This window comes from Paraburkholderia largidicola (assembly GCF_013426895.1).
Taxonomy (GTDB): domain Bacteria; phylum Pseudomonadota; class Gammaproteobacteria; order Burkholderiales; family Burkholderiaceae; genus Paraburkholderia; species Paraburkholderia largidicola.
On record NZ_AP023174.1, the window covers coordinates 856,713 to 873,596 of the forward strand.

Below are 16,884 nucleotides of genomic sequence, written 5' to 3' on the forward strand. Positions count from 1 at the left end.
AGATGTGTGCGAGCGACGACCCACAACGCGCCGGGCCCTAAAGCGGCGGTGGTGGATCATCGGTCTCGCCAGGCCAGAGGCTGCGTCTGCCATGGCCATACGGCCAAGTCTGTTGACAGGCGCCCCCGCGGATCATGCGCGCTGCGCTCGCCGGCCAGAAGCTGGGCCGATGCGCGGGCATGAAGCAGGGCGGCTACTCCCCAATGAAGGGCCGGAGTATAGCACGGCAGCTTGCGCGAAAGCGAAGTTTTCGCGCTACTTGCGTTCTCCTTTGGTTCACTTACAGCAGGTCATTGCAAAATCGGGCGCGATTATCGTTTTTTTACGGATTCGTCGCGTGCAACCAACGTGAATGGAAGCGTTACAAACGGCGCGAATATCAGGCGCCGTGGGGCGCGGTCAAGCCGGGCGGAGGCCGTCCCGACGGGCCGCGCAAGGTCTGTGAACGCGTCCGTCGCGCGCAAGAGACGGATACAGATAGATACGTCTTTTCTGGCTGATTTCGGCCAGAATGCTCTGTATCATTTCGGGCGGTCAACGTAATGACCAGACGAAAACCCGTTTTGGCGTCCCGCCCCTAAATAATCACCGCTGCGTGCCGTTATTTGGGTGACTCCTTAAAATAAAAGTGGACTCACCGAACTGGCGTAGCGCCTCGCCCCGGAATTGCGCGCTTCACGTGCTGTCGATGGCGGGCGCGCCTCTGGCGTCAGCAGCCTTCACGCGCGAACACCGATATGCCCGATCTGCACTGGACTATTCCGGTTGCTCGCTGGTCTTCCTGGCCTGCCGTCGCAGCCGCCGCACCCGATATTGGCTTTATCGAGCCGATGGTGCGGCGTCGCCTGAGCACGCTGTCGCGTATCGCGCTCAAAGTTGCGCATGATTGCGTCGCCGACCGGCCGAACGTGCGGATCGTCTTCGCATCGCGGCACGGCGAGCTGCGCCGCACCACCGACATCCTGCGCAACATCAGCGCGGGCGAGCCGGTGTCGCCGACCGCGTTCAGTCTCTCCGTGCTCAACGCGATGACGGGCGTGTTCGGCATTTCGCGCGGCGACCGCACGGCCGCGAGCGCGCTGTCAGCCGGTGCGGAGACGCTCGGCTACGCGCTGCTCGAAGCGCACGCGCAATACGCCACCGACACTTCGACCCCCGTGCTGCTCGTCTACGCCGACGAACCGGCTGATCCCGGCTACGGCACGATCGAAGAAGAAGTGCAGGGCGGCGCGGTCGCGATTCTGCTGGACGAAGCCCCGGTGGGTCGCCTGTCCTGCTCACGCACGGCTGTCGACGACGGCAATGCGTCGCCTGAAGCGTCGCCCGAAGGCGCGGGCACTCTCTTTGCAACCCAGAGTCAGGCTGTGCATCACTGCCTCGACACGCGTGCGGCCGCGCAGTGGCGCGGCGAATATGCGGTCTGGGAATGGAGCTGGGATGAAGGCGTGGCTTGATTATCACTGGCGCCTCGTGGCGACGGCACTCGCATTCACGGCGTTCGGCGTCTGCGGGCTCGGCTTTTCGCTGATCCTGTTTCCGATCGCGTGGATATGGCCGCATCGCGCGTCGAAGCAGCGCGCGATCACGGCGATCATTCACGCATTTTTTCGCGCGCTCGTCGCCGTGCTGAAGTGGGCCGGCGTGATGGAACTCGATGCGCACGGCGTTGCTGCGCTGCGCCGCAAGGACAACGAGCCGGCCATCGTGGTCGCGAATCATCCGACGTGGCTCGACGTGATGGTGCTGCTGTCGCTGACGCCGCGCGCGTGCTGCGTCGTCAAGAGCTCGCACTGGGGCAACCCATTTTTCTGGGGCGTCGTGCGCGCGGCGGAATACGTGAGCAATGCCGATCCGCTCGATCTCGTCGAAGCGGGCGCGCGGCAGCTGGAGAGCGGCTACACGATGATCATCTTTCCGGAAGGCACGCGCAGCCCGGCGCGCAACCGGATGCATGCGTTTTCGCGCGGTTTCGCGCACATGGCGCTCAAATCCGGCGCGCCGATCCTGCCGGTATTGATGGACTGCGATCCACCTGCATTTACGAAGGGCATGCGCTGGTACAACGTGCCCGAGCGCGCGTTCCGCATGCGTGTCAACGTGCTCGAGCCGCTCGGCGCGGACGCGCTCGCGGCACACGACGAACCGCCCGCGCTGGCCGCTCGCACGGTGACGAGCGCCATCGAAGCACATATCACCCAGCACCTGTTCGACTATGGATTCTTTAAAGCTTGAAATCAAACAGCTTCTGATCGAAGCACTCGATCTGGAAGACCTGACGCCCGCCGACATCGACGACGATGCGCCGCTCTTCGATACCGACGGCGTCGGTCTCGATTCGATCGACGCGCTCGAAATCGGCATCGTGCTGCGCAAACACTATCAATTGACGATCGCGGCGAATGACGAACGCACGCGAGAGCACTTCCGCTCGATCAATACGCTTGCGGCGCTGGTGGCGAGCCAGCGCGAGCTTGCGCATGAATCGGGCGATACCACAAAGAAAGGGGAATGACCGTGACCGACACCGAGATCCTTGAGCGCATCCGCGCCATCTTCAAAGAGAACTTCGCGATCGAGCCCGAACGCGTGACGCCCGAAGCGCACCTGTTCGAAGAACTCGATCTGGACAGCATCGACGCCGTCGATCTCGCGATCAAGCTGCAGGAGATGACGGGCCGCCGGATCAAGCCGGAGGAGTTCAAGTCGGTGCGCACGGTCGGCGACGTGATCGCGGCTGTCGAGTCGCTGCTCGCGGCGCAGGGCTGATGCACACGCAACGTTCGCACGCGCAGGGCGCCCCGGACGATAGTCAGGCGCCGGGCGCAACGCAAGCAGCCACGCAGGCTGCGAACGACGGCGAGCGCCCGCGCAGCTGGGCGGGTTTCGCGCTGGGTGTGCTCGCAAAACTCGCGTATCCCGCTGTCATTCTGTGCGCGTGGTTCTGGGACGCGCCGCGTTTTGTCGGCTGCCTGCTGTTCGCGTTGCTATGGCTGCAGCGTTGCGCGGGCACGGGCGCATTCGGCGCGTCGCTGCGCAAGCTGACGCGCGTGGACTGGGCGGTGGCGTTCATGCTGAGCCTCGCTTCCGCAGCCATCGTGTGGACCAATAGCGAACTGCTGCTGCGCATCTATCCGTCGCTGGTGAATCTCGGCCTGCTGATCGCGTTCGGCGCGACACTCGTGCGCGGCCCGACGATGATCGAAAAATTCGCGCGCATCGGCACGCCCGATCTGAGCGAGCCGGCGATCCGCCACACGCGCCTCGTGACGCAGATCTGGTGTGCGTTCTTCCTCGCAAACGGCGGGTTCTCTCTGTACACCGCGCTTTACTGGTCGCGCGAGGCGTGGTCGCTGTATAACGGCGCGATTGCCTACGGCCTGATCGGCCTGCTGCTGGCTGGTGAAATCGCATGGCGGTATCTCGTGATCCTGCCGCGCGTGCGACGCTCGGAGGCGGCATGATCGCGCTGCACGATCTGCTGTCGTGCGAGCGTGCTGGAGACGTCCCTGTCTGCCGTGACGACGAAGCAAACCACACAATCGATTTCTCCGCGTTTCGCGCGCGCGTCTTCGCCATTGCATTGCAACTGCGTGAGACGCCGGCCCAACGGTACGCGCTGTGCATCGACGATCCCTTCGATTTCGCGTGCGCACTGTTCGCGCTGTTCGCCTGCGGCAAGACGCCCGTCATTCCGGCGAACGCGACGCCCGGCTATCTCGCCGATCTCGCCGATGCGTACGACGCCGTACTCACGGACGCCGACGTCCGAGCGCATGCCGCCACGCAGACAAGCGCTGAAGCGCCTTTAAAAATCGATCCCAACGCGCCGCTCACGCTCTACACATCGGGCAGCAGCGGCACGCCGAAGCCGATTCACAAGACGCTCGCGCAATTCGATGCTGAAGTGCATACGCTGGAGCGCGAGTGGGGCGAGTTCGTCGGCGATGCGACGATGCTCGCGAGCGTCCCGCATCATCACATCTACGGCTTGCTGTTTCGCGTGATGTGGCCGCTCGCGGCCGGACGCGCGTTCGATCGCGCCGTCTGCATCGAGCCGCAGCACGTACAGTCGCGCATCGAGCAGTGCGGCGCGGCCGTGGTCGTGTCGTCGCCCGCGCAACTGTCGCGCTGGCCCGCGATGCCCGGCTTCGCGGCATTGACGCCCGTGCCGCGCGCGTTCTTCTCGTCGGGCGGCCCACTGTCCGCCGAAGCCGCCGCTGAATACGCCGCCGCTTTCGGCAGCGCGCCGATCGAAATCTACGGCAGCACGGAAACGGGCGGCATCGCATGGCGTCGCCAGAACGAGACGTCGGCGTGGCGGCCGGTGAATGGCGTCGAGGTTCAGCGTGGCGAAGACGGCGCACTGAACGTGCGCTCGCCGCATCTGGGCCACGACGACTGGCATCGCACGGATGACGCCATCGTGTTCGACGACGATGGCCGCTTCCGTCTGCAAGGACGTCTCGACCGCGTGATCAAGCTCGACGGCAAGCGCGTGTCGCTGCCCGAAGTCGAAGCGCGCCTCGCGTTGCATCCCTATGTCGCGCAGTCGGCCGTGGTGCCGCTCGCGGGTGCGTCGCGCGAACGTCTCGGCGCAGTAGTCGCGCTCAATGATGCGGGTAGCGCGGCGCTGCGGACCGAGGGGCGCGTCGCGCTCGCGAAGACCTTGCGCCGCCATCTCGCCGCGTATTTCGACGTGGTCGTGCTGCCGCGTCACTGGCGCTTTCGCATTGCGCTGCCGTTCGACGCGCGCGGCAAGTTGCCCGTTGCCGCCGTCGCCGCTGCATTCGAGCCGCGCGACGAAGGCTTCGAACTGCTGTCCGAAGCGCGCGACGGCGACGACGTGCATTACGAACTGCGCGTGCCGCCGACGCTCGCTCATTTCGAAGGCCACTTTCCCGGCCTGCCGATCCTGCCCGGCGTCGTGCAGCTCGACTGGGCGATCCGGCTTGCCGCCGCGCACGTGACGGGCGTGCGCGAGATCGAATCCGTCGATCGCCTGAAGTTCACCGCGCCCGTGATGCCGGGCGCCGTGCTCGACCTGAAGCTGTCGCACGATGCCGCGCGGCGGCGCGTGCAGTTCGCGTTTCGCATCGATGGCCGCGACAGTTCGTCGGGCGTGATCGTGTATCGGGAGCGCGCATGAGCAACGCAGGGTTCAACGCGTGCATCGTCATTCCGATCTACAACCACAAGGACGCGATCGGGGGCACCGTCGAGCGTCTGGCCGTGCACGGCCTGCCCATCTTCGTCGTCGACGACGGCAGCGACGAAGCGACGCAAGCGGTGCTCGCGAAACTGGCTTGCCAGTATCGCGAGCGGATGACGCTGCTGCGGTTGCCCGTCAATGGCGGCAAGGGCGCGGCCGTGATGGCGGGACTGCGCGCTGCGAAGCGCGCGGGCCATACACACGCCTTGCAGATCGACGCGGACGGCCAGCACGACGCGAACGACGTGCCGCTGTTCCTCGCTGCCGCGCGCGCCGAACCGGGCGCCGTGATTCTCGGCCGACCCGTCTATGACGACAGCGTGCCGAAATCGCGTCTTTATGGCCGCTATCTGACGCATGTGTGGGTATGGATCGAAACGCTGTCGCTGACGATCCGCGACTCGATGTGCGGCTTCCGTCTCTATCCGCTCGACGCCGCATGCGCGCTGATCGACAGCGTCGATCTGCCGACGCGCATGGACTTCGACATCGAGATTCTGGTGCGTCTGTACTGGCGGCGTCTCGCGTTCCGCGCGATACCGACGCGCGTCACGTACGCGATGGACGGCGTATCGCACTTCGACGTGCTGTGGGACAACGTGCGCATCAGCGCGAGTCACACGCGGCTTGTCTGCGGCATGCTGCTGCGCCTGCCGATGCTGCTCGCGCACAAGTTCATGCCGCGCAAGTCCGCCGCTTCGAATTCGACCGGCGACAATGCGAAATGGTGGCGCATGGCCGAGCGCGGCAGCCGCCTCGGCATGACGCTGCTTGCGCTCAGTTGCAAGCTGTTCGGCATGCGCTTCACCGCGTTGTGGCTGCATCCCATCGTCGCGTACTTTCTGATGACGGGCCGCGCGGCGCGCGCTGCGTCGCGCACCTATTTCACGCATCTCGAACAGGCCGCGCAAGGTGAGCGCACGCCGCGTCCGGGCTGGCGTTCCGCTTACCGCCAGATGCTCGCGTTCGCGCAATCGGGCCTCGACAAGCTCGCCGCGTGGTCGGGCCGCATCGACTCCGACGACGTGGTCTTCGACGATCCGTCCGCGTTCGACGCGCTCGTCGCGAGCGGCCGCGGCGCGCTCGTGATCGGCGCGCATCTGGGCAACCTCGAAATGACGCGCGCGCTTGCCGCGAACGGCGGCCACGCGAAGGTCACGGCCATCGTCTACACCGAGCACGCGAAGCGCTTCAACAGCGTGCTGTCGACGGCGAACAGCGAGTTCGCGAAACGTCTCGTGCAGGTCAGCGACTTCGGACCCGAGACGTCGATGATGATGCAGGAGCGTATCGACGCGGGCGAGTTGCTGGTGATCGTCGGCGATCGCGTGCCCGCGCGCGAAACGGGCCGCACGACCGATGCGCAATTTCTCGGCGCGACGGCGCCGTTCGCGCAAGGACCTTATGTGCTCGCGCATGCGCTTGGTTGCCCGGTGTATCTGTTCTTCTGCCTGAAAGAGCGCGATGAACGCAATCGCGAGCGCTACCGCCTGTACTTCGAGCCGTTCGCCGAGCGCATCGACTTGCCGCGTCGCGAACGCGCGCAGCATATCGCCGCCTGGGCGCAGCGCTATGCGTCGCGTCTCGAGCACTACTGCCGCAAGGCACCTTATCAATGGTTCAATTTCTTCGATTTCTGGGCGCGTCCCCGAAAAACGATAACGGGTGGCATCCCACACGGAGACGCGAATGTCGGAACATGATCTGGTCGACGATGCGCACGCACGCGCTGCGCACACGGCAGCGCCGCGTACGGTGGTGATCGGCGGGCGCAAGCTGTCGATCGAAGAGGTCGTCGCGATTGCGAAAGGGCGCGCGAGCGTCGCGCTGAGCGGCGACCCAGCGTGGCGTTCGCGCATCCAGCGCGGCGCGGATTTTCTGCGCCGTCATCTCGCCGCGGGCGAAACGGTGTACGGCGTGAACACGGGGTACGGCGACGCGTGCGTCGTCGATGTGCCGATGGAACTCGTCGAAGCCTTGCCGCTGCAACTGACGCGCTATCACGGCTGCGGCATGGGCGCGTATCTCGACGATGCGCAAGCGCTCGCCGTGATCGCCGCGCGTCTGAACTCGCTCGCGTACGGCTTTTCCGGTGTGCGCCCCGTGCTGCTTGAACGGCTCGCCGATCTGATCAATCATCGCGTGCTGCCGCGTATTCCGTCGGAAGGCTCGGTTGGGGCGAGCGGCGATCTGACGCCGCTGTCGTATGTGGCGGCAGCGCTCGTCGGCGAACGCGATGTGATGTTCGACGGCACGCTGCGCGACGCCGCTGGCGTGTGGACGCAGCTGGGTCACGCGCCACTGACGCTCGCGCCGAAGGAAGGCCTCGCGCTGATGAACGGCACGGCCGTGATGACGGGCCTCGCGTGTCTCGCGTTCGCGCGCGCCAAACATCTCGCGCGTCTTGCATCGCGTTTGACGGCGCTGTCGACGGTTGCACTCGATGGCCGCGCCGCGCACTTCGACGCGATGATCTTCGAAGCGAAGCCGCACGCAGGCCAGGCCGAAGCCGCCGCGTGGATTCGCGCGGATCTTGCGGGCCGCGACGACACGCCGGGGCATCGTTTGCAGGATCGCTATTCGATCCGCTGCGCGCCGCATGTGATCGGCGTCGCCGTCGATGCCTTGTCGTGGGTGCGGCGCGACGTCGAAAACGAACTGAACAGCGCGAACGACAATCCGCTGATCGACCCGGACGGCGAGCGCGTGCTGCACGGCGGAAACTTCTACGGCGGTCACATCGCATTTGCGATGGACGCGTTGAAAACAGCCGTCGCGAATCTCGCGGATTTGATGGACCGGCAACTCGCGCTGATCGTCGACGACAAGTTCAACAACGGCTTACCGCGTAACCTGACAGGCGCGACCTCGGCGCGCGCGCCGATCAATCACGGTTTCAAGGCGGTGCAGATTTCGTCGTCGGCGTGGACGGCGGAAGCGCTGAAGCACACGATGCCCGCGAGCGTGTTCTCGCGTTCGACGGAAGCGCACAACCAGGACAAGGTCAGCATGGGCACGATTGCCGCGCGCGATTGCCTGCGCGTGCTCGAACTGACGGAGCAGGTCGCGGCCGCGCATACGCTCGCCACCGTGCAGGCGCTGAAGCTGCGCGTGCGCATCAACGATGAGACGAACGTCCCCGCGCCACTGCGTGCATTCGCTCAAGAGGTGGCCGCGATGTCGCCGTTCGTCGACGAAGACCGCGCGCTCGAAAGCGATCTGCGAGCGTTGACGGCGCGCATTGCCGATTGCGCGCTGATCGAAGGAGGCGCGGATCATGAATGAGCGTCACCCGGGCAAGACGTTGAAGGCGAGCGCGATCGTCGAGGTGCCGTTTCATGATGTCGACGCGATGAACGTCTGCTGGCATGGCCATTACCTCAAGTACTTCGAGATCGGCCGCGCCGCGCTGTTGCGCGCATTCGACTACGACTACCGCGAGATGCAGTCGTCGGGTTATCTGTGGCCGATCGTCGAGGCGCATCTGAAGTACGTGCGGCCCGCGACATACGGCCAGCGGATCGACGTGCGCACCGAACTGCTCGAATACGAAAACCGCCTGAAAATAGGCTATGAAATCGTCGATTGCGCGACGGGTACGCGGCTGACGAAGGGCTACACGATTCAGGTCGCGATTGAAGCCGCCACGCAGGAAACGCAATTCGTGTCGCCGCCTGTGGTGTTCGAAAAGCTGGAGCGCGCATGGGCACGTTGAGATTTCGCGCTGCGTTGATGGCTCTGTTGCTCGCGTCAAGCGCGGTGCCTTTAGCAACCGCGCAGGCTGCCTCGCAAGCGCAAGCGCAAGCACAAGCACAAACGCAAGCACAAACGCAAAACGGCAACGCCGCTCTCGTTTCGCAGGTCGCCTCGCGTCTTGCGCAGACCAAGGGCGTGCGTGCGCAGTTCACGCAGACGCAGACGCTGTCCGCGATGAAGCAGCCTTTGGTGAGCACGGGCACGCTGGTGTTCTTCCGTGAGCGAGGCGTGATCTGGCGGGTCGACACGCCATACAAGGCGATATACGTCATCACCGATGCAGGCGTGAGCGAAGTCGATGCAAACGGCAAGCGCGTCAAATCAAAGAGCGCGCAGGGCGTGCGCGGTGTCGCACAGGTCTCGAAGATGATGCGCGCGATGCTCGGCGGCGACCTGTCCGCGCTTTTTTCGCAGTTCGATGTGGACGCGCAGGGCACGACGTCGCAATGGAAGCTCGCGCTGAAGCCAAACCAGCCGCAGCTCGCGCAATCGATCAAGGGCTTGCAGATGACGGGCGGCGAGTTCCTGCAGTCGTTGCGCATCACGCTGGCGAATGGCGATGTCACGCAGATCGAGTTCACGAAGAGCGAAGCGGTCGACGATCTCTCGTCCGACGAGCGCACGCTGCTTGGAGCACAATGATGCTGATGGCGCGACAGTGGACCAAGACGCAGTTGTGGGGCATCCGGGCCGCATGGCTCGTGCTCGCGCTCGTCGCGTCGCTGTACTGCGTCTTTCGTTTCATGGGGCCGTCGCCGCTGGAGACGAATCTGCTCGCGTTGCTGCCCGCCACGGAAGCCGATCCTGTCGCCGAAAAAGCCGTCGATACGCTCGCGAACGCGCTCGGCGATCGCACGGTGTTCCTGGTGACGAGCAAGGACGACGCGCGCGCGAAAGCGGCAGCGAAACAATTCGGCGCGGCGTTGCAGAAAAGCGGCGCGTTCGCGTCGGTGACGGCGGAGTTGCCGCCTTTCGACATGTCGCAGATCGGCGGCTTGTACATGCCGTATCGCTTCGGCCTGTTGACACGCGACGACCGCGACGCGATCGCCAATGACACGGCATCGCTGCACGATGCGCTGATGCAGCGCCTCTACAACCCGGTGCGCGGTCCGCTCGCCACGCAGCTCGCCGATGATCCGTTCGGCTGGCTCGAACATTTTCTGAGCGGCTTGCCGCTCGCCACCTCGAATCTCGATCTCGAAGACAACATGCTCGTCGCGCATCGCGGCGACCTGACGAGCGTGCTCGTCGTCACGACGCTGCCCGGTTCCGCGTATGAATCGCAAACGCAGCGCGCGGTGCTGTCGGCCGTCGCGCAGGCGCAAGCCGCGCTGAAGACAGGCTATTCCGATGCGAGCGTCGCGCGTACGGGCGCCGTGTTCTATGCCGAATCGGCACGCAGCGCGTCGGAGCGCGAGGTGCATCTGATCGGCGTCGCGTCCGCGTGCGGCATCGCGCTGCTGATGCTGTGGGTGTTCCGTTCGCCGCGTCTGTTGCTGTTCGGCTTCGTGTCGACGGCGCTCGGTATTGTTTGCGCGCTCGCCGTCACGATGCTCGTGTTCGGCAAGCTGCATCTGTTGACGCTCGTGTTCGGCGCGAGCCTGATCGGCGAGGCTGTCGACTATTCGATTCAATACTTCGTCGTCTACCTCGGCGCACAGCGTGGCTGGAACGCGCGGCAGGGCGCGCGCTCGGTGCGGCCCGCGCTCAGTGTCGCCCTCGCGACGAGCCTGCTCGGCTACGCCATCCTCGCGTGGGTGCCGTTCCCGGCGCTCAAGCAGATTGCGTGCTTTGCGATCGTTGGTATCTGCACGGCGTTCGCGTCGGTGCTGTGGTTGCTGCCCGTGCTGCTGGTCAAGGGACCGAAGCATGCGCAGCGACGCCTCTTTCTGCGTGCCGCGGTGCTGCTCGAACGCTGGCACGGGGCCATCGGCGGGCGGCGCGCGTGGATCGTCGCGGGCGTGCTCGTGCTGATCGCGATTCCGGGCTGGCTGCGCCTCACCAGCGACGACGACATCCATCTGCTGATCCAGCGCGATCCCGCACTCGTTGCGCAGGAAGATCAGGTGCGCAACGCGATCGGCGTCGACAACACGGCGCAGTTTTTCGTCGTGCGTGGATCGTCGCAGGAAACCGTCCTGCAGCGCGCGGAAGCGCTCGGCGCGAAGCTCGATGCGTTGAGCGGCGCGCAAGCCGTGAATGGCTGGCAATCGGTGACGCAGTTCGTGCCGTCGGCGCAACGCCAGGCCGACACGCGCAACGTGCTCGCGCAGCACGTATTCAATGATCCCGCCGCGCTTCGTTCGATGCTGCTGCAAGCGGGCTTTCGCGACGAAGTCGCCGATGCGTGGCTCGCTTCGTATGCGAAGTCGAATGCAGCGCCTTTGACGGTCGAGCGCTGGCTCGCTGCGCCGTGGTCGCAGCCTTATCGTCACCTGTGGCTCGGTGCGGTCGATCAAGGCTACGCCGCCATCGTGATTCCACAGCGCGTGACGCCGCAAAACGTCGCCGCGTTGATCGACGCTGCGCATTCCGTCGACGGCGTCGTGTTCGTCGACAAGGCCGCGAGCGTCTCGAAACTGTTCGGCGCCTATCGCATCGACAGCGGCATCTGGCTCGCGGGCGCGCTGCTGCTCGTGCTGATTCTGCTGATGGTGCGCTACACGCCGCGCGGCGGCATCGCCACGACGCTGCCTGTGCTGCTCGCCATCGGCGTGACGCTCGCTGCGTTCGGCTATGCGCGCGTGCCGCTCAACCTGTTCAACTGTCTCGCGCTGATGCTCGTGCTCGGCGTCGGTGCAAACTATGCGGTATTCCTGCGCGAAGGTTGCCTGCGCGACCACGCCGATCTCGGCGCGGTGTGGACGGGCGTGCTGCTGTCGGCGGCGACCACGCTGCTGTCGTTCGGCATGCTCGGCCTGAGCGCGATGCCCGCACTGAAGAGTTTTGGCGCCACACTGGCGCTCGGCATTCTCGTTTCGGTGCTGCTCGCACCGATCGGCATGCCGCCTGGAAGAAGGAGAGTCGCATGACATTGCCACCCGTTTATCTGCATGCGCTCGGCATGGTCAATGCGCTCGGCGGCGACGTCGCTTCGATCGTGCCCGCGCTCGAAGCCGCGCAATCGCCCGGCATGGGATTGATGCACACGGGCATCGGCGACGCGTACGTCGGCCGCGTGTCGACGCCGCTCGACACGGCACTGCCCGCCACGCTCAAGCGCTTCGATTGCCGCAACAACCGCATGCTGCTCGCGGCGCTCGAACAGATCCGCCCCGAGATCGAGGCGGCACGCGAGCGCTACGGCGCGCATCGCATCGGCGTCGTGCTCGGCACGAGCACATCGGGCATCGATGCAGCCGAGGTCGCATTCGTGCACCAGGCGCAAGCGGGCCAGTTGCCGGAAGACTTCAACTACCGGCAGATGGAGATCGGCACGGCCGCGCCGTTCGCGGCCGCTGCGCTGAATGTGCAAGGCCCAGCGTTCACGATTTCGACGGCTTGCACGTCGAGCGCTAAAGCCTTCGTGTCGGCGCGCCGTTTACTGCAACTGGGCGTGTGCGACGCGATGATGGTCGGCGGTGTCGATACGCTGTGCGAGCTGACGGTGCAGGGCTTTGCGTCGCTCGAATCGACGAGCGTGACGCGTACCAATCCGATGAGCCGCAACCGTAAAGGCATCAATGTCGGCGAGGGCGCCACCGTGTTCCTGATGACACGCGAGGAAGGCGAAGTGCGCCTTGCGGGCGCAGGCGAATCGAGCGATGCGCATCATGTGTCGGCGCCGGACCCGCAGGGCATCGGCGGCGAGCTTGCGTTGCGCGCGGCGCTGAAGGACGCGGGCGTCGAGCCGTCGGCGATTGCGTACGTGAATCTGCACGCGACGGCCACGCGCAAGAACGACGACATGGAAGCGCATCTGATGTCGCGCGTGTTCGCGCACGGCGTGCCTGCGAGCGGCACGAAGCCGTTCACGGGGCACCAGCTCGGCGCGGCGGGCGCGACGGAACTGGGCTTTGCGTGGCTCACGCTGGCGCGCGACGACGTCGCGATGCCGCGTCATCGATGGGATGGCGAAGCGGACCCGGCGTTGCCCGAACTGGATCTCGTGCAGGACGAGCGGCGCATTCCACGCGACGGCGCGCAATACGTGATGAGCAATTCGTTTGCGTTCGGCGGCAGCAACGTCAGCCTGATACTGGCGCGCTGAACGGGACGGAAGTACGAAGCAATAAACATAACGACATGACGGCCACACCTGAGACCAACGAAGTGTTCCCGCCCATCGACACGATTCTGCCGCATCGCGGCACGATGCTGCTCGTCGACGGCGTGAGCGCATGCGGCGACGAAGCGTTGACTGCCTACGCAGCCGTGCGCGGCGACGCATGGTATGCGGACGAAAACGGCGCGATGCCCGCGTGGATCGGCATCGAACTGATGGCGCAGGGCGTGGCCGCGCATGTCGCGCTGCTCGCGATGCGCGCAGGTGGTCGCGCGCGTCCTGGCGTGCTGCTCGGCACGCGCAGCTACAAGGCACACGTGAGCGCGTTTGTGCGCGACGCGCGGCTGACGATCAGCGTGCAGGAAGTGCTGCGCAGCGACGCCGGCCACAGCGCCTACGAATGCACGATCGATCACGACGGCGCGCGTTATGCGGACGCCGTCATCAAGGTCTATCAACCGGGCGATTTTCAGACGTTCATCGAAGGGAGTATCAGTTCATGAGCCGGCGAGTACTGGTTACGGGCGCCAGCCGCGGCATCGGCCGCGCGATTGCATATCAACTGGCTGCGGACGGTTTTGCGGTGTCCGTGCATTGCCGCACGGGCCGCACGGAAGCCGAGGCCGTCACGGCGGGCATCGCCGCGCAAGGCGGCTCGGCGCGCGTGCTGCAGTTCGACGTGCGCGAGCGCGCCGTGTGCCGCGAAGTGCTCGAAGCGGATGTCGCTGCGCACGGCCCGTATTACGGCATCGTATGCAGCGCGGGCGTGACGCGCGACGCAGCCTTTCCCGCGCTCACCGACGAAGACTGGGACGTCGTGATCGAAACGGGTCTCGACGCGTTCTATAACGTGGTGCATCCGCTGACGATGCCGATGGTCCGCGCGAAGAAGGGCGGCCGCATCGTGACGATCGCGTCGGTGTCGGGCGTGATCGGCAACCGCGGGCAGGTCAACTACAGCGCGGCAAAGGCGGGGCTGATCGGCGCGACGAAGGCGCTCGCCGTCGAACTCGCGTCGCGCAACATCACGGTCAACTGCGTGGCGCCTGGCCTGATCGAAACGGGCATGCTCGACGACATGCCGCTCGAACACGCATTGAAGACCGTGCCGATGAACCGTGTCGGTCAACCGGCAGAAGTCGCGGCGGTGGTCAGCTTCCTGATGTCGGATGCGGCCTCGTACGTGACGCGCCAGGTGATCGGCGTCAATGGCGGGATGATCTGATGAAGCGCGTCGTCATTACGGGCATGGGCGGCGTCACGGCGCTGGGCAGCCGCTGGGACGAAATCGAAGCCGCGTTGAAAGCGGGCCGCAACGCGATACGGCGCATGCCGGAGTGGGACTACTTCGAGTCGCTGCATACGCGCCTCGCAGCGCCGCTGCCCGGGTTCGATCAACCCGCCGACTGGCCGCGCAAGAAGACGCGTTCGATGGGCGCAGTGTCGATGTACGCGGTGCGCGCGAGCGAACTGGCGCTCGCCGACGCAGGCCTCGCCAACGATGAATCGATCAAGGACGGCCGTATGGGCGTCGCGTATGGTTCGTCGTCGGGTTCCGTCGAACCGATCCGCGCATTCGGCACGATGCTCGAAACGGGTTCGATGGCCAATGTCACGTCGAACAGCTACGTGCAGATGATGCCGCACACGACGGCCGTCAACGTAAGCCTGTTCTGGGACCTGAAAGGGCGCATCGTGCCGACCTCGTCGGCGTGCGCGTCGGGCAGCCAGGCGATCGGCTATGCCTATGAAGCGATCGCGACAGGCAAGCAGACGCTGATGCTCGCGGGCGGCGGGGAAGAGCTGTCGGGGCCCGCTGTCGCCGTGTTCGACACGCTGTACGCGACCAGCACGCGCAACGACGAGCCGCATCTGACGCCGCGTCCGTTCGACGCGAAGCGCGACGGTCTGGTGGTGGGCGAGGGCGCGGCCACCCTCGTGCTCGAAGAATACGAACATGCGAAGGCGCGTGGCGCGACGATTCATGCGGAGATCGTCGGCTTCGGCTGCAATTCGGACGGCGCGCACATGACGCAGCCGACGGCCGCCACGATGGCGCGAGCGATGCAGCTCGCGCTGGAAGACGCGAAGCTCGACCCGAGCGCGATTGCGTATGTGAACGCGCACGGCACGTCGACGGATCGCGGCGACATCGCGGAAAGCCAGGCGACGGCGCAAACCTTCGGCGAGCGCATGCCGATTTCATCGCTGAAGAGCTACGTCGGCCATACGCTCGGCGCATGCGGCGCGCTCGAAGCGTGGTGGACCATCGAGATGATGAAGCGCAACTGGTACGCGCCGACGCTCAATCTCACCGAAGTCGATCCTGCTTGCGCGTCGCTCGATTACATCATGGGCGAAGCACGCAGCATCGACGCCGACTATGTGATGAGCAACAACTTCGCGTTCGGCGGCATCAATACGTCGCTGATTTTCGGGCGCGTTCGATGAGCCGTAGCCGTTCGCAAGGCTTGCAGCGTGTCGTCGTCACGGGCATGGGCATCGTGTCGTGCATCGGCAATACGCTCGACGACGTGAGCGCCGCGTTGCGCGAAGGGCGTAGCGGCATCACGCGTGTCGATGCGTGGCGCAAGCGCGGATTCGGCACGCAGGTGGCGGGCGTGGCGTCGGTGGCGGGCGAGCCGCCGTTCGAACGCAAGCTCGAACGCTTCATGGGCGACACCGCGCGCTTCGCCTGTCACGCGGCGCGCAAGGCGATCGACGATGCGGGCCTCGATCTCGCGTCGCTGCGCGCGCCTGATGTCGGCGCCGTGATCGGCTCGGGCGTGGGCACGATGTCGGCGTACGACGACGCAATGACGGTAGCGAATGTGCGCGGCGTCGAGAAAACGCCGCCTTATACGGTGCCGCAGGCGATGAGCAGCACGGCGTCGGCGAATGTTGCGCAGGTGTTCGGCATCGAGGGCGTCACGTATTCGCCGTCGTCGGCTTGCACGACGTCGGCGCTCGCAATCGGCCAGGCAATGCAGCTGATTCAGACCGGGCGTCAACAGGTCGTGCTCGCGGGCGGCAGCGAATGCCTGCACGACAACATGACGCTGATGTTCGACGCGATGCATGCATTGTCGCGCCATTTCAACGACACGCCCGCGCGCGCCTCGCGTCCGTACGATACCGCGCGCGACGGCTTCGTGATCGCGTCGGGCGGCGGCGTGCTCGTGCTCGAAGCGCTCGACCATGCGCTTGAGCGCGGCGCGCGCATTTATGCGGAGCTGACGGGCTTTGGCCATAGCACCGACGGCGCGGGCATGGTGACGCCGCACGCGCAGGGCATCGCGCGCGCGATGCAGGCAGCGCTGGACGATGCAGGCACGCGCCCGGACTACGTGAACGCGCATGCGCCGTCGACGCCGCTTGGCGATATCGAAGAACTGCGTGCGTTGCAAGCCGTGTTCGGCAGCGACATGCCGCCGTTTTCATCGACGAAGGGTTTGACGGGGCATCCGCTCGGCGCATGCGGCGCGCACGAAGCGATCTACACGCTGCTGATGATGCGCGACGCTTTTATCGCGGGGACCACGGGCATCGAGCATCTCGAACCGCTCGCGCAGTCGATGCCGCTCGTGCAGGCGACGCGCGAAGCGCACATCGATAGCGCGTTGTCGGTGTCGTTCGGCTTTGGTGGCAGTTGCGCGAGCCTGATGTTTGCAAGGATGTGACCGCCGCCTGT

General features: G+C 65.5%; 16 protein-coding genes and 1 riboswitch. All 16 genes read left to right on the forward strand.

Features of this window, described 5'->3' with window-relative positions:
- Positions 1-34 precede the first annotated feature (34 nt).
- A riboswitch (yybP-ykoY riboswitch) is annotated at positions 35-214 on the reverse strand.
- Positions 215-737: 523 nt separating this feature from the next.
- The 16 genes from PPGU16_RS03840 to PPGU16_RS03915 are packed head-to-tail and all read left to right on the forward strand — an operon-like array spanning position 738 to position 16,873.
- Positions 738-1,454: a beta-ketoacyl synthase chain length factor gene (locus PPGU16_RS03840; RefSeq protein ID WP_180721777.1), complete on the forward strand. Its 717-nt coding sequence runs from the start codon at positions 738-740 to the stop codon at positions 1,452-1,454.
- Complete coding sequence (locus tag PPGU16_RS03845; RefSeq protein WP_180721778.1) at positions 1,438-2,232, forward strand: lysophospholipid acyltransferase family protein; 795 nt, start codon at positions 1,438-1,440, stop codon at positions 2,230-2,232. The genes PPGU16_RS03840 and PPGU16_RS03845 overlap by 17 nt, the downstream gene beginning before the upstream one ends.
- Complete coding sequence (locus PPGU16_RS03850; RefSeq protein ID WP_012400100.1) at positions 2,213-2,512, forward strand: phosphopantetheine-binding protein; 300 nt, start codon at positions 2,213-2,215, stop codon at positions 2,510-2,512. Before PPGU16_RS03845 ends, PPGU16_RS03850 begins: the two co-directional genes overlap by 20 nt.
- Before the next feature lie 2 nt (positions 2,513-2,514).
- On the forward strand, positions 2,515-2,766 hold the full coding sequence (locus tag PPGU16_RS03855; RefSeq protein ID WP_007578129.1) for an acyl carrier protein: 252 nt from the start codon (positions 2,515-2,517) through the stop codon (positions 2,764-2,766).
- Positions 2,766-3,461 (forward strand): COG4648 family protein, encoded by a 696-nt coding sequence (locus tag PPGU16_RS03860; RefSeq protein WP_180721779.1) that lies wholly within the window; start codon positions 2,766-2,768, stop codon positions 3,459-3,461. Before PPGU16_RS03855 ends, PPGU16_RS03860 begins: the two co-directional genes overlap by 1 nt.
- The gene (locus PPGU16_RS03865; protein ID WP_180722538.1) at positions 3,458-5,146 is read left to right on the forward strand and encodes an ApeI family dehydratase; all 1,689 of its coding nucleotides are present in this window, start codon (positions 3,458-3,460) and stop codon (positions 5,144-5,146) included. Before PPGU16_RS03860 ends, PPGU16_RS03865 begins: the two co-directional genes overlap by 4 nt.
- On the forward strand, positions 5,143-6,912 hold the full coding sequence (locus PPGU16_RS03870; protein WP_180721780.1) for a glycosyltransferase family 2 protein: 1,770 nt from the start codon (positions 5,143-5,145) through the stop codon (positions 6,910-6,912). Before PPGU16_RS03865 ends, PPGU16_RS03870 begins: the two co-directional genes overlap by 4 nt.
- On the forward strand, positions 6,899-8,494 hold the full coding sequence (locus tag PPGU16_RS03875) for an HAL/PAL/TAL family ammonia-lyase (RefSeq protein ID WP_180721781.1): 1,596 nt from the start codon (positions 6,899-6,901) through the stop codon (positions 8,492-8,494). Before PPGU16_RS03870 ends, PPGU16_RS03875 begins: the two co-directional genes overlap by 14 nt.
- Entirely contained in the window at positions 8,487-8,924 is a 438-nt protein-coding gene (locus tag PPGU16_RS03880; protein WP_180721782.1) for an acyl-CoA thioesterase, read from the forward strand. The genes PPGU16_RS03875 and PPGU16_RS03880 overlap by 8 nt, the downstream gene beginning before the upstream one ends.
- The gene (locus PPGU16_RS03885; protein ID WP_180721783.1) at positions 8,912-9,607 is read left to right on the forward strand and encodes an outer membrane lipoprotein carrier protein LolA; all 696 of its coding nucleotides are present in this window, start codon (positions 8,912-8,914) and stop codon (positions 9,605-9,607) included. Before PPGU16_RS03880 ends, PPGU16_RS03885 begins: the two co-directional genes overlap by 13 nt.
- Positions 9,607-12,000: an MMPL family transporter gene (locus PPGU16_RS03890; protein WP_180722539.1), complete on the forward strand. Its 2,394-nt coding sequence runs from the start codon at positions 9,607-9,609 to the stop codon at positions 11,998-12,000. Before PPGU16_RS03885 ends, PPGU16_RS03890 begins: the two co-directional genes overlap by 1 nt.
- A complete protein-coding gene (locus tag PPGU16_RS03895) occupies positions 11,997-13,178 on the forward strand; it encodes a beta-ketoacyl-[acyl-carrier-protein] synthase family protein (protein ID WP_180721784.1) in 1,182 nt (393 codons plus the stop codon). Before PPGU16_RS03890 ends, PPGU16_RS03895 begins: the two co-directional genes overlap by 4 nt.
- A gap of 35 nt (positions 13,179-13,213) precedes the next feature.
- Complete coding sequence (locus PPGU16_RS03900) at positions 13,214-13,696, forward strand: hotdog family protein (protein ID WP_180721785.1); 483 nt, start codon at positions 13,214-13,216, stop codon at positions 13,694-13,696.
- The gene (locus PPGU16_RS03905; RefSeq protein ID WP_180721786.1) at positions 13,693-14,418 is read left to right on the forward strand and encodes a 3-ketoacyl-ACP reductase FabG2; all 726 of its coding nucleotides are present in this window, start codon (positions 13,693-13,695) and stop codon (positions 14,416-14,418) included. Before PPGU16_RS03900 ends, PPGU16_RS03905 begins: the two co-directional genes overlap by 4 nt.
- Positions 14,418-15,644, forward strand: a complete 1,227-nt coding sequence (locus PPGU16_RS03910) for a beta-ketoacyl-ACP synthase (protein ID WP_180721787.1) — start codon at positions 14,418-14,420, stop codon at positions 15,642-15,644. Before PPGU16_RS03905 ends, PPGU16_RS03910 begins: the two co-directional genes overlap by 1 nt.
- The gene (locus PPGU16_RS03915; RefSeq protein ID WP_180721788.1) at positions 15,641-16,873 is read left to right on the forward strand and encodes a beta-ketoacyl-[acyl-carrier-protein] synthase family protein; all 1,233 of its coding nucleotides are present in this window, start codon (positions 15,641-15,643) and stop codon (positions 16,871-16,873) included. The genes PPGU16_RS03910 and PPGU16_RS03915 overlap by 4 nt, the downstream gene beginning before the upstream one ends.
- Positions 16,874-16,884: the final 11 nt, after the last annotated feature.